We start from the raw sequence: 13,226 nt of genomic DNA, 5'->3' as shown, positions 1-13,226 counted from the left end.
AAGTCGTCGAGGTGCAGCGGGCTTCCGCCATAGCCGTCGCCACCTGGGTCGTACCCGAAGTACACGGCGTTGAAGGCGACGGCGGTATGCACCGGCGCCGAACGGGCCCCGGCAACCGCTTCGAGGTAGCTCCGCAGCCGACTGCGTTCCGGCTGGGGGACGGCATCGTAGCCCTCCGTCATGACAGTGGTCAGGAGAGGCCGGTCACCGTACGGATCCGGCGTCCCCCTCCACTCGCCGTCGCCGACAGCCTTTGTTGACACACACGAGTCCCCACCCATGACACCTCCGCCGCACCAGCAGGAGCATGAGGTCCACCTACCTGAGCCGAGGACAGAACGACGTCTGCGACGGTCGAACTGCTGGCGCTACAGCTGCCCGCGCGACTGCCCTGGCAGCCGCGGTTGCCCGTCGAGGAGTTCAACGACAGGACCGTGGAGTTCTCAACGCTGATCTTGCCGATCGGCTGACTGTGTCCGCCCTCCGGCAAGCAGCCGCAGTTCCCCTCCAGGACCATGACGAGTTCCACGGCTCAGCCGCCTCTCGAGAACCCATCCGTAACCAGCTTCACCTGCCTGCCGCATCAGCAGCCAGACTTGCCCGGCAGTCGGGGGTGACTCACTGCCAGGCGCGGACGAGATCCTCGGGCCCCCAGTGGGCTGCCAGTGGCAGCCCGTCGGACACTCCGCTGCGGGACACGGCGACCAGTGGTGTGTCCGGCCCGGCCCCCGGCACAGCGAGGACATCTCGGGCCAGGGCGTCGTACTCGCGCCTGCTGAAAGGCTGGGACTCCAGCCACTTGACGGAACCGACGAAGTGCACCGCACCCGCCACCGGTTCGCGGTCGGCTCCGATCAGGTCGATCTCGGGGTTGTTCTGGCGGTTCCACCAGCCGCCGGTCGCCTCGGTGTGCGGCCACCGTTCATCAGGCAGCAGCCGCAACAGCGAATCGCGGATGACCGGCTCGACGGCGCGTCCCCGCCAGGTGGTCCAGGAGCGCTCGATGCGTTCCAGGGCGAGGTCGCCGCGCCCGCGTTCGATGAGAGGGATTCCCCGCCGCAGAAAGGCCAGCCAGAACCGGAGGTAGGGGTCGGCGATGCGGTAACGCTTGTTCTTCGTGTCCGGTTTCGTGGACAGCGGCAGGTCGGCCGCGACGACCCGTTTGGCCTGCAACGCGTTCAGCAGGGGGGACAGGGTGCCTGAGGGCAGGGCGCCGGTTCCGCCGGCCTGAGCGGCGATGGTGGAGAAGGTCCGCTCGCCGCTGCCGACCGCCTCCAGCACCGCCCGCGCGTGCGACGCCTCCGGGAACTCCCCCAGGAGCGAGAGCTCTCCGGCCACCAGCAGCGGCGACAGAGGGTTCGTCACGGCCTCGCGCAGGAAGTCCACTCGGGCCATCCCCGCCGGCCAGGACTGGACGATCTCCGGGAAGCCCCCAGTGATCAGCAACGCGTCGACCGCGTCCGCCGCCCCGAGTCCGGTCATCGTCTGCACATCGGCCAGGTGCAGCGGCCGCACCAGCATCTTCCCGGCCCGGCCGAAGAAGGGGCGCCCGTACGACTGCAGCGCCTCCATCACCGACATGTCGCTGCCGACCAGGATCAGCAGCACCGGCTTGGCGGACAGGTGGCGGTCCCAGACCGTCTGCAGCGCTCCCTCGAACTCCGCGTCCTGCTCCACCAACCACGGCACCTCGTCGATCACCGCGATGCTCGGGACGTCGTCGGGGACCGCGAGCGCCAGTGAGCGCAGAGCCTGGTTCCAGTCCGTGGCCCGCAGGCCGGCCACAAGTTCCGCGCCCGGCAGCGGGGACTGCGCGAGTGCCGTGGCAAAGTCGGCCCGCTCCGTCTCGGGGTTACGGCCCCGGGTCGCCTGGAAGACGACGTACGGGGCTGCGGAACGGTCACAGAACTCCTGCACCAGGCGGGACTTGCCCACCCGCCGCCGCCCCATCATGATCACAGCCCGCCCCCGGGTGGCCCCGGAGCCGTCCGTCACCTGGCCAAGTTGTCGCGCCAGCAGATCGAGATCGGCCGCTCTGCCCTTGAAATCCACCGGCACTCCATCCAGAAAAGCAGTTCACATCTTACATAGAATGAATCTTACTTAGTCACCGCCTAGCATACTGCGAGACACACCACACCAAGGAGAGCCGACTGGCGCTGGTGCGCCTTGAGGATCCGCACGTCGACGCAAGTAGCGGCCCGCATCAGGTGCTACGGCGGCCAGCCGTGGTGCTGGCCGGCCGAAGTCCATCGGCCCGCACGCCCGCCGCACACACGCACAGGTTCCACCTTCAGAGAAGGTGGAACGGCGGGAACCACTTCGACCACGGCAAGAAGGGGCGGACGTGCTGTACGACAGGGACTGAGTCGTGAACCAGCCTCCGCACGGCAGGTCACGCCGACGGGCCGTCCCCAAGGTGGGCTCGCCGAGCTCCACCGGGTCGATGCCGAGGTTCGCCATCCCCTGCCGAGAGCCGCAGCAGCCCAAGCCTGCGGCACTGCGCATCACCCTAGGTGATCAGAGGAGTCGCCGGCGACGCTGCTCACAGCCCTTCATGCAGGAGCACCGTTCTGGCGAGTGACAGCCACCGCATGGAACCGCCGGCCCACCTGTCCGCCGGCGGTTCGAGCGTCATATGAGCGTCAAGATTCCCCGCCAGTGGGCACGCGTCACCCGTCGCAGCGCTCTCCGCAACAGAAAAACGCAGGTCAGGCACTGAGCGTCCCGCTCAACCTGTTGGGTACCGGGAAACAGGTCGAGAACCGGCCGAGAACGGAGAACCCGCAGGTCAGGCGCCCTTCTTGACCGGCTCCAGGATCGCGACGCACTCCACGTGGTGGGTCATCGGAAACAGATCGAACACCCGCAGCGTCCGCACCCGGTACCCCCCGTCCCGGAAGTACCCCAGATCCCGCGCCAGCGCCGCCGGGTCGCACGCCACGTACGCGATCCTCCGCGCCCCCAGCGACGCCAGGTGCTGCACCGTCTTGCGTCCCGCCCCCGCGCGCGGCGGGTCGAGGACGATGAGGTCGACCTCGTCGATCCCCGTGCGCGGCAGGACCGCCTCCACCTTGCCCTGCTCGATCCGCACCCGGTCGAAGCCGGCGAGGTTGTGCCGGGCGTCCTCGACCGCGCGCTTGCCGGACTCGATGCCGAGGACGGCGCCCTTGTCGCCGATGCGGTCGGCCAGGGCGCCGGCGAAGAGGCCCACTCCGCAGTACAGGTCGAGGGCCATGTCGCCCTTGCGCGGGAGCAGGCCCTGCATGACCGCCTTGACGAGGGTGTCGGCGGCCTTCGGGTGGACCTGCCAGAAACCGCCGCTGCCCACCCGGTAGGTGCGGTCGTCGGCGCGCTCGCGGACGAAGGGGCGGCCGTGGACGCGGTGGACGCCGCCGTCCTTCTCCCCGACCCGCATCACCGAGACCGGGCGGTCCAGCTCGACGATGGGGAGCCTCGCGCCCGGCCGCGGGGTCAGGATGACCTGCCGGTCCTGGGAGCCGGTCGCCGCGATCGCCTCGACGGACTCCATGCCCGTCCAGTCCCGCTGCTCGATGCCCAGCTCGCTGACGCCCTCCGCGGCGATCATGCAGTGGTCGATCGGCTGGACCTCGTGCGAGCGGTGCTTGCGCAGGCCCGCGCGGCCCTCGGCGTCGACGGCGTACTGGACCCGGGTGCGCCACGACGGGACCTGGCCGGCGGGCACCTTGTCGCCCTCGGCCGGCATCACCGTGCCGTCCCAGCCGGCCTCCTCGGGAGTGAGGCCCGCGAGGCGCTTCAGCTGCTCGGCGACGACCTCGCCCTTCAGCCGGCGCTGGGCACCCGGCTTGGCGTGCTGCCAGTCGCAGCCGCCGCAGCGGCCGGGGCCGGCGAAGGGGCAGGGGGCCTCGATGCGGTCCTTGGAGGCGTCCAGGATCTCGACGGCGTCGGCACGCAGGAAGCGGGCCCCCTCCTCGCCCTCCGTGACCCGGGCCACGACCCGCTCGCCGGGCAGCGCGTGCCGGACGAACAGCACCTGCCCCTCGGATGTGCGGGCGATGCAGTGGCCGCCGTGGGCGACGGGGCCGACCTCGACCTCGTACTCGTCACCCACCAGCGAGACCGCCTGGGAATCCGCCTGCGATTTCTTCGGTTCTGCCTGCATGGCGGGGTGACTCCATAGAACGGGGACGACGAAGGACGATCGCCGGAAGACGAACGTCAAAGGACAGCAGCCGTCCAGTCTACGTCGACGACGAGGTGTCCTTCGCCCGGTCGCGCTGCGCCGGACCTCGCCGCACCGCACCGGGCGCGTTCCAGTCCTGCTGCTTGCGGGCCCGGCGCTTCGCGGCCTCGGAGGACTGGAGCTGGTACGGGACGGAGGTGACCATGACGCCCGGGGTGAAGAGCAGGCGGCCCTTGAGGCGCAGCGCGCTCTGGTTGTGCAGCAGGTGCTCGTACCAGTGGCCGACCACGTACTCGGGGATGATCACCGAGACCGCGTCGCGCGGGGACTCCTTGCGCAGGCTCTTGACGTACTCGATGACCGGCCGCGTGATCTCGCGGTAGGGAGAGTCCAGGACCTTCAGCGGTACGGCGATGCCGCGCCGCTCCCACTCCTCGCGCAGTGCCTTGGTCTCCGCCGGGTCGACGTTGACGCTGAGCGCCTCCAGGGTGTCGGAGCGCATCAGCTTGGCGTAGGCGAGGGCGCGCAGGGTCGGGCGGTGGATCTTGGAGATGAGGACGACGGAGTGGACGCGGGACGGCCGCACGATGTCGTCGCTCTGCTCCTCGGGGTCCTCGGGGGCCGCGATCTCCTCGGCGACGCGGTCGTAGTGCTTGCGGATCGCGGTCATCGTCGCGAAGAAGATGCACATGCCGAGCAGGGCGACCCAGGCGCCGTGCGTGAACTTCGTGGCCAGCACGACGACCAGGACCAGTCCGGTGAAGAAGGCGCCGAAGGCGTTGATGGCCCGGGAGCGGATCATGCGGCGGCGCTTGGCCTGGTCCCGTTCGGCGGCCAGGTGGCGGTTCCAGTGGCGGACCATGCCGATCTGGCTGAGCGTGAAGGAGACGAAGACGCCGACGATGTAGAGCTGGATCAGCCGGGTGGAGTCGGCACCGTAGATGAAGACGAGGAGCATGGCCGCGCCGGCGAGGAGCACGATGCCGTTGGAGAAGGCCAGGCGGTCGCCGCGGGTGTGCAGCTGGCGCGGCAGGTAGCGGTCCTGGGCGAGGATCGAGCCGAGCAGCGGGAAGCCGTTGTACGCGGTGTTCGCGGCGAGGAAGAGGACCAGGGCGGTGGCGGCCGCCAGCACGATGAACAGGAAGCTGCCCTCGCCGAAGACCGCCTCGGCGACCTGTGAGATCACCGGGTGCTGGACGTAGTCCGCGCCGAGCGGGACGCCGTTGTGGAAGAGGTCGGTGGCCGGGTTCTCCGACATGCGGACGTCGGTCGCGGCGGCCAGCGCGATGATGCCGCAGAACATGGTGACCGCGAGCAGGCCCATGAGCGCGAGGGTGTTGCCCGCGTTCTTCGACTTGGGCTTGCGGAAGGCCGGGACGCCGTTGGAGATGGCTTCCACGCCGGTGAGCGCGGCACAGCCGGAGGAGAAGGCCCGCAGGAGGAGGAAGACCAGGGCGAAGCCGGCCAGGCCGCCGTGCTCCGGCTTGATCTCGTAGTCCGCGGTCGGGGAGCGCATGGTGTCGTCGAGCACGAGGCCCCGGAAGGCTCCCCACGCGATCATGATGAAGACGCCCGCGACGAAGACGTACGTCGGGATGGCGAACAGGGTGCCCGACTCCCTGACCCCGCGCAGGTTCATCAGCGTCAGCAGCAGGATCACGGCGATCGCGCAGAGGACCTTGTGCTCGACGACGAAGGGGACCGCGGAGCCGAGGTTCTCGATGCCGGAGGAGATGGAGACCGCGACGGTCAGGACGTAGTCCACGAGCAGCGCGCTCGCCACCGTCAGGCCGGCCTTGGGACCGAGGTTGGTGTTCGCCACCTCGTAGTCGCCGCCGCCGCTCGGGTAGGCGTGCACGTTCTGCCGGTAGGAAGCGACCACCGTGAACATCAGCACGACGACCGCGACCGCGATCCAGGGACTGAAGTGGTACGCCGACACGCCCGCGATGGACAGGACCAGCAGCACCTCGCCGGGCGCGTACGCCACGGAGGAGAGCGGGTCGGAGGCGAAGACGGGTAGGGCGATGCGCTTCGGCAGGAGCGTTTCCCCCAGCCGGTCACTGCGCAGTGCGCGCCCGATCAGAATCCGTTTGGGCACGTCGGTCAGTTTGGACACAACAGAGGATCGTAAGGGTTCGAACGAGCGCCCGCCCACCCGCCACCCCCGATCCGTCCACCGTCTGCTCTACGGGTGAATTCGGAGGTGGTGCGGCTGCGGATTCCGCAGGTGAACGGGTTCGCGTGCCTATATGACAAGCACCGTGCGATTACCTTTCGCTTCCCGGCCGTTGCCGCCCCTGGAGGTTCCATGCACCTGATCGCAGAACTGATCGGCGGCGCCGTCACACTCGTCGGCCTCGGAATCCTGACTCTCGCCAGCGTCCGCAGCATCGGCCGGCGGGGGCCGTCCGCCAGAGGGTGAGACGGCCCCTGCGGCCCGTGGAGGCTTGCCGATACGTTGGGTGCGCACAGGGAAATCCGGCTCCCCGGACGGGGAATCCGGCTACCCGGGGCCCCGAGAGGCGTCAGCGCCGGTACGCACCGGCATGATGGTTCCCCCGCGGCCCGCACACTGGCCGCGACGTGTCGCCAGGCGAGCCGAAAGAGAGACATGAGCAGGACATCCACAGAGGCCGGCGGACCCGCGGAAAGCGGGGTGTGAGGCGATGCACATCGTCATCATGGGCTGCGGGCGCGTGGGCTCCGCCCTCGCGCAGACCCTGGAGCAGCAGGGGCACACGGTCGCCGTGATCGACCAGGACCCCACCGCCTTCCGCCGCCTCGGTTCCACGTTCGGGGGCCGCAGGGTCACCGGTATCGGCTTCGACCAGGACACCCTGCGCGAGGCGGGCGTCGAGGAGGCCGGCGCCTTCGCCGCGGTCTCCAGCGGTGACAACTCGAACATCATCGCCGCCCGGGTGGCCCGCGAGATGTTCGGTGTGGAGAACGTCGCCGCCCGCATCTACGACCCCCGCCGCGCCGAGGTCTACCAGCGCCTGGGCATCCCCACGGTCGCCACCGTCCGCTGGACGGCCGACCAGATGCTGCGCCGGCTGCTCCCCTCGGGCGCCGAGCCGCTGTGGCGCGACCCCACCGGCGGCGTCCAGCTCGCCGAGGTGCACACCTCGGCGTCCTGGGTCGGCCACAAGATCAGCCGGCTCCAGGAGGAGACGGGCGTGCGGGTGGCGTTCCTCACCCGGCTCGGGGAGGCCATCCTGCCGACCTCGCAGACGGTGTTGCAGGAGGGTGACCTGGTGCACGTGATGATGCGCACCGACGAGGTCCACAAGGTCGAGGCGGCGTTCGCCAAGGGTCCCGAAAAGGAGGCCGGTCACTGATGAGGGTCGCCATTGCCGGAGCCGGTGCGGTCGGCCGCTCGATCGCGGGCGAGCTGCTGGAGAACGGCCACGAGATCCTGCTCATCGACAAGGCGCCGACCGCCATCTCGGTCGAGCGCGTCCCGATGGCGGAGTGGCTGCTCGCCGACGCGTGCGAGATCACGTCCCTGGACGAGGCGGCGCTGCAGCGCTGCAACGTCGTCATCGCCGCGACGGGCGACGACAAGGTCAACCTGGTCGTCTCCCTGCTGGCCAAGACGGAGTACGGCGTTCCGCGCGTCGTCGCCCGGGTGAACAACCCGAAGAACGAGTGGCTGTTCAACGAGTCCTGGGGCGTGGACGTCGCCGTCTCCACGCCGCGGCTGATGTCGGCCCTGGTCGAGGAGGCGGTGAGCGTCGGTGACCTGGTCCGGCTGCTGCGCTTCAGCCACGGCGACGCCAACCTGGTGGAGCTGACGCTGCCGGAGGAGTCGGCCCTGGCCGGCATCCAGGTCGGCGACGTGGAGTGGCCCGAGGACACCTCACTGGTCACGATCATCCGCGGCACCCGGGTGCTGACGCCGTCCCGGGAGGACTCCCTGGAGGCCGGCGACGAGCTGCTGTTCGTGGCGGCGCAGGCCCGCGAGGAGCAGCTGGAGGACCTGCTGTCGGCGCGGCGCGGCGACGCCGCGCGCTGAGCGCTGTGCGCTGTGCGCTGTGCGCTGTGCGCTGTGCGCTGTGCGCTGAGCGGACGCAGGGCCCGCGCATGCGACGGTGGGGCGCCCGGAGATTCCCGGGCGCCCCACCGTCGTATGCCGTCGGCCACCGTCGTATGCGGTCGTCGACCACCTCGTGGGCCCTCGACCGTCGTCGTACGCCCTCGACCGTCGTCGTACGCCCTCGACCGTCGTCGTACGCCCTCGACCGTCGTCGTACGCCGTCAGTCCTTGCGGTGCCTGCCGCCGCGTGCGGAGTCCGCGGCGGACTCCACGGCTTCGCCCTCCCGGGCCTCGCGCTCGGCCTTCTCCCGTTCCGCCCTCTCCTCCTCGGCCTTCTCGGCCGCCTCCATCTCCGCGAACACGTCGATGGGGGCCGGTGCCTTCGCCAGGAACACCCAGGTCAGCCAGACGGCGAGCAGGAACGGCGGGATCTTCAGGATGACCAGGACCCAGCCGAGCTGCTCGGTGTCGGCCCACCAGTACAGCGGGAAGAGGATCGCGCTCTTGCCGAGCAGGATCAGGCCCCAGGCGTAGCTGGCCTTGGTGTACGCCTTCTTGCGGCCCGGGTTGCGGGTGCGCCAGGAGAGGTTCTCCTTGAAGACCGGGCCGAGGATGAGGCCGATCAGCGGCACTCCGGCCAGCGAGGTGACGATGTACGCCATGGCCAGGCCCAGGGTGTAGAGCATGCCCGGCAGATAGAAGTTCTTGGCGTTGTCGGTCATCATCGCGAAGACCACGCCGAAGGCGACGCCGAAGACCCCGCTGAACGCGTGCTTGACGGTGTCCTTCATCGCCAGCCGGACCACGACCAGCACCAGCGACACGGCCAGCGCCGCGATCGCCGACATGTGCAGGTCGTTGTTGAGGGTGAAGATGGTGACGAAGAGCAGGCCCGGCAGCACCGTCTCGACCATGCCCCGCACGCCGCCGAACGCCTCGAAGAGCGCGGCCTCCGTCACCGCTCGGGCGTTGTCCGCTTCCGTGTCCTGGGTGTCTTCGGTCGGCTTGTCGAGCGACGTCACCGGCTACTCCCGTCCGAGGGGTCTCAGTTCGTATTTCGGGTTGAAGAGCACCCGGCGGCCCCGGCTCATGGAGATCCGGCCCGATGCGATGAGCTTGCGCCCCGGCTCTATGCCCACGATGGAGCGTCTGCCCAGCCACACCACGTCCAGTGCGGCGGAGCCGTCGAACAGCTCGGCCTCCAGGGCCGGGACGCCCGCGCGCGGTCGCAGGGTGACCGTGCGCAAGGTACCAGTAACCGACACGATCTGCCGGTCCTGGCAGTCGCAGATGCGGGTGCAGCCGGCGGTGTCGGCGTCCTCGCGCAGTTCCTCGGACTCCAGGTCCTCCTGTGACGAGGAGAGCCGGTCGAACATGCGCCGGAACCGGCCCACCGGCTTGTCGGAACGCGGAGCAGCACTCATATCTGAAGCGTACCGGGGCCCGCCGACAGCCAGACACCCTCTCCGGGCCGGTATCGCGAGGCTCACTTCCGGCCCCTCGACCCCCGCTCACTTCTCGAAGCGGTATCCCATGCCCGGCTCGGTGACGAAGTGCCGCGGGTGTGCGGGGTCCGCCTCCAGCTTGCGGCGCAGCTGGGCCATGTAGACGCGCAGGTAGTTCGTCTCCGTCCCGTAGGAGGGCCCCCACACCTCCTGCAACAGCTGCTTCTGGCTGACCAGGCGCCCCGTGTTGCGCACCAGCACCTCGAGCAGGTGCCACTCGGTGGGCGTCAGCCGTACGTCCTTCCCGCCCCGGTGCACCTTCTTCGCGGCCAGGTCGACGGTGAACTCGGCGGTGTCCACGACCACACCGTCCTCGCCCCCCGGGACCGGCTCGGCCCGGCGGACGGCGGCCCGCAGCCGGGCCAGCAGTTCGTCCATGCCGAAGGGCTTGGTGACGTAGTCGTCGGCGCCCGCGTCGAGTGCCTCGACCTTCTCGTCGGAGGAGTGCCGGGCGGACAGCACCAGGATCGGCACCCGGGTCCAGCCGCGCATGCCCCTGATCACCTCGACGCCGTCCATGTCGGGCAGACCCAGGTCCAGCACCACGACGTCGGGGTGGCGGGCGGCGGCGAGCTGGAGGGCGGTGGCGCCGTCGTGGGCGGCGTCGACCTCGTAGTGCCGTGCCTTGAGGTTGATCACGAGGGCCCGCACGATCTGCGGTTCGTCGTCGATCACGAGCACCCGGGTCATCGGGCGGCCTGCCTTTCTGGGGTGGCGGAGTGCGCTGTGGCGGAGGGCTCCGTCGCGGAGGGCTCTGCGGCGGAGGGCTCTGCGGCGAGGTGTGATGCCGCCGGTCCGGGTGGGCCCGCCGCGCGGAGGGTGAGCACCATGGTGAGGCCGCCGCCGGGGGTGTCCTCGGCGTTCAGGGTGCCGCCCATCGCCTCGGCGAAGCCCCGGGCGACGGCCAGGCCGAGCCCCACGCCCGCCCCGCGCGGTGCGTCGCCGTACCGTTGGAAGGGCTCGAAGATGCGGTCCTTCGCCTCGTCCGGCACGCCCGGCCCCCGGTCGACGACCCGCACCTCGACGCGGTCCGCGAGGGCGCTGGCGGCGACCAGGACGGTGCGTCCGGCGGGGCTGTACTTGACGGCGTTCTCGACCAGGTTGGCCATCGACCGCTCCAGGAGACCGGCGTCGACGGCGACCATGGGCAGGGTCTCGGGGATGTCCAGCTCGGCGCTCCCCTCGGGCACCCCGCCGAGCGCCATCGGCACGACCTCGTCGACGTCGATCTCCCGGATCAGCGGCGTGACCGTGCCGGTCTGGAGGCGGGACATGTCGAGCAGGTTGCCCACCAGGTGGTCGAGGCGGTCGGCGCCCTCCTCGATGCCCTCCAGGAGTTCCGCCTGGTCCTCCTCGGACCACGCCACGTCGTCGGACCGGAGGCTGGTGACCGCCGCCTTGATCCCGGCGAGCGGTGTACGGAGGTCATGGCTGACGGCGGCGAGCAGCGCCGTGCGGATGCGGTTGCCCTCGGCCAGCGCGCGGGCCCGGTCGGCCTCCTCGCGCAGGCGCCTCCGGTCCAGGACGACCGCGGCCTGGGCGGCGAACGCGGCCAGCACCCGGCGGTCCTCGGCGGGCAGGACGCGGCCGGTCAGCGCGAGGGCCATGTGGTCCCCGACCGGCATGTCCACGTCCGCGTCCTCGGGGCGCCCGACCGGTGGACCCGCCCCGGCCCGGCCGGCGCAGGTCCAGGGCGACACGTCGTCCTCCCGTTCCAGGAGGGCGGCCGACTCCATGCCGAACGTCTCACGGACCCGTTCCAGCAGCGCCTCCAGGCTGGTCTCGCCGCGCAGGACGTTGCCCGCGAGGAAGGAGAGGATCTCGGACTCGGCACGCAGCCGGGCGGCCTGGTGGGTGCGGCGGACCGCGACGTCGACGACCGAGGCCACGGAGAGCGCGACGCCCACGAATATGGCCAGCGCAAGGATGTTCCTCGGGTCGGCGATGGTGATCCGGTTGACCGGCGGCGTGAAGAACCAGTTCAGCAGCAGGGAACCGACCGCGGCCGAGGCCAGCGCCGGATACAGCCCGCCGAGCAGGGCCGCGGCCACGGTCAGCGCCAGGTAGAACAGGACGTCGTTGGCGAGCCCGAGGTGGACGGTGTTGAGCAGCAGCGTCAGCAGCACCGGTCCGCCGAGGCCCGCGAGCCAGCCCCAGACGATCCGGGAGCGGCCGAGCCGCGCGCCCCTGGCCACCGGCAGCCCGCGGCCCTTGGCGACCTCCTCGTGGGTCACGATGTGGACGTCCAGGTCGGGGCCGGACTCGCGGGCGACCGTGGCACCGACTCCGGGGCCGAAGACGTACTGCCACGCCTTGCGGCGCGAGGAGCCGAGGACGATCTGAGTGGCGTTGACACCTCGCGCGAAGTCGAGCAGGGCGGCCGGTATGTCCTCGCCGAGTACGTGGTGGAAGGTGCCGCCGAGGTCCTCCACCAGGGTGCGCTGCACCGCGAGCTCCTTCGGGGAGGCCGAGGTCAGCCCGTCGCTGCGGGCTATGTACACGGCCAGCACCTCGCCGCCGGCGCCCTTCTCCGCGAGGCGCGCGGCCCGCCGTATCAGCGTCCGGCCCTCGGGACCGCCGGTCAGTCCGACCACGATGCGCTCGCGCGAGCCCCATATCTTCGAGACGTGGTGCTCACTGCGGTACTGCTGGAGGTACTCGTCGACCCGGTCCGCCACCCACAGCAGGGCCAGCTCCCGCAGGGCGGTGAGGTTTCCGGGGCGGAAGTAGTTGGACAGGGCCGCGTCGACCTTGTCCGGCTGGTAGATGTTGCCGTGGGCCATGCGACGGCGCAGCGCCTGCGGCGACATGTCCACCAGTTCGATCTGGTCCGCGCGTCGCACCACCTCGTCCGGCACGGTCTCCCGCTGCCGTACCCCGGTGATCGACTCGACGACGTCACCGAGTGACTCCAGGTGCTGGATGTTGACGGTCGAGACGACGTCGATGCCGGCGGCCAGCAGCTCCTCGACGTCCTGCCACCGCTTGGCGTTGCGGGTGCCGGGAACGTTGGAGTGGGCCAGCTCGTCCACCAGGGCCACCCGCGGGGCCCGGGCCAGCACCGCGTCCAGGTCCAGCTCCGTGAAGCGCGCGCCGCGGTGCTCCAGCTCCCGGCGCGGCACCTGCTCCAGGCCGTGCAGCAGCACCTCGGTGCGCGACCTGCCGTGGTGCTCCACGAAGGCCACGACACAGTCGGTGCCCCGCTCCGTGCGACGGTGCGCCTCGGACAGCATCGCGTACGTCTTGCCGACGCCCGGCGCCGCGCCGAGATAGATCCGAAGCTTGCCGCGTCCCATGGCCTCATCGTCTTCCGGTCATCGCTGAGTGCGCAGCGTCGACCTTACGGCCGCCAATCCCGGCAAAGCGGGGCAGGGCGCCGGGGGAAGGTGCTCTTTGACGGAACTCTGACGTCCGCGGACGTCACCGCTCGGCCACGCGGACGGCGCTGCTCCACGGCTCGCCCGTCCGCCCGTCCGGTCCGGTCCGTCCGGTCCGTCCGGTCCGTCCGGCGAACCGT

At 70.6% G+C, this 13,226-nt stretch carries 9 protein-coding genes; 2 read left to right on the top strand and 7 right to left on the bottom strand.

What is annotated here, in order from left to right:
* Nucleotides 1-618: 618 nt before the first annotated feature.
* From ACP4J0_RS07985 to ACP4J0_RS07975, 3 genes are all read right to left on the bottom strand, one after another.
* Nucleotides 619-2,052: an ATP-binding protein gene (locus ACP4J0_RS07985; protein WP_426597907.1), complete on the bottom strand. Its 1,434-nt coding sequence runs from the start codon at nt 2,050-2,052 to the stop codon at nt 619-621.
* A gap of 739 nt (nt 2,053-2,791) precedes the next feature.
* Complete coding sequence (locus ACP4J0_RS07980) at nt 2,792-4,144, bottom strand: class I SAM-dependent RNA methyltransferase (RefSeq protein WP_426597906.1); 1,353 nt, start codon at nt 4,142-4,144, stop codon at nt 2,792-2,794.
* Nucleotides 4,145-4,223: 79 nt separating this feature from the next.
* Nucleotides 4,224-6,284 (bottom strand): APC family permease, encoded by a 2,061-nt coding sequence (locus tag ACP4J0_RS07975; protein WP_426597905.1) that lies wholly within the window; start codon nt 6,282-6,284, stop codon nt 4,224-4,226.
* A gap of 550 nt (nt 6,285-6,834) precedes the next feature.
* Between ACP4J0_RS07975 and ACP4J0_RS07970 the strand changes: the two genes are divergently transcribed.
* Together ACP4J0_RS07970 and ACP4J0_RS07965 are read left to right on the top strand one after the other, a co-directional pair.
* Nucleotides 6,835-7,506 (top strand): potassium channel family protein, encoded by a 672-nt coding sequence (locus tag ACP4J0_RS07970; protein WP_398131759.1) that lies wholly within the window; start codon nt 6,835-6,837, stop codon nt 7,504-7,506.
* Nucleotides 7,506-8,183, top strand: a complete 678-nt coding sequence (locus tag ACP4J0_RS07965; protein WP_426521867.1) for a potassium channel family protein — start codon at nt 7,506-7,508, stop codon at nt 8,181-8,183. The genes ACP4J0_RS07970 and ACP4J0_RS07965 overlap by 1 nt, the downstream gene beginning before the upstream one ends.
* 242 nt (nt 8,184-8,425) lie before the next feature.
* Here ACP4J0_RS07965 and ACP4J0_RS07960 read toward each other — a convergent pair whose 3' ends face one another.
* The 4 genes from ACP4J0_RS07960 to ACP4J0_RS07945 all read right to left on the bottom strand — a co-directional run bounded on the left by ACP4J0_RS07960 (nt 8,426) and on the right by ACP4J0_RS07945 (nt 13,005).
* Nucleotides 8,426-9,226, bottom strand: a complete 801-nt coding sequence (locus ACP4J0_RS07960) for a DUF3159 domain-containing protein (RefSeq protein ID WP_426597904.1) — start codon at nt 9,224-9,226, stop codon at nt 8,426-8,428.
* A 3-nt stretch (nt 9,227-9,229) separates the two neighbouring features.
* A complete protein-coding gene (locus ACP4J0_RS07955; protein WP_073731801.1) occupies nt 9,230-9,628 on the bottom strand; it encodes an OB-fold nucleic acid binding domain-containing protein in 399 nt (132 codons plus the stop codon).
* 87 nt (nt 9,629-9,715) lie between these two features.
* Nucleotides 9,716-10,399 (bottom strand): response regulator, encoded by a 684-nt coding sequence (locus tag ACP4J0_RS07950; protein ID WP_426597903.1) that lies wholly within the window; start codon nt 10,397-10,399, stop codon nt 9,716-9,718.
* Complete coding sequence (locus ACP4J0_RS07945; RefSeq protein ID WP_426597902.1) at nt 10,396-13,005, bottom strand: ATP-binding protein; 2,610 nt, start codon at nt 13,003-13,005, stop codon at nt 10,396-10,398. Before ACP4J0_RS07945 ends, ACP4J0_RS07950 begins: the two co-directional genes overlap by 4 nt.
* Between the last annotated feature and the right edge of the window lie 221 nt (nt 13,006-13,226).

The sequence above is a fragment of the Streptomyces sp. WG7 genome (assembly GCF_049975785.1).
Classification (GTDB): Bacteria; Actinomycetota; Actinomycetes; order Streptomycetales; family Streptomycetaceae; genus Streptomyces.
This window is presented reverse-complemented; position numbering and strand designations above follow the sequence as displayed.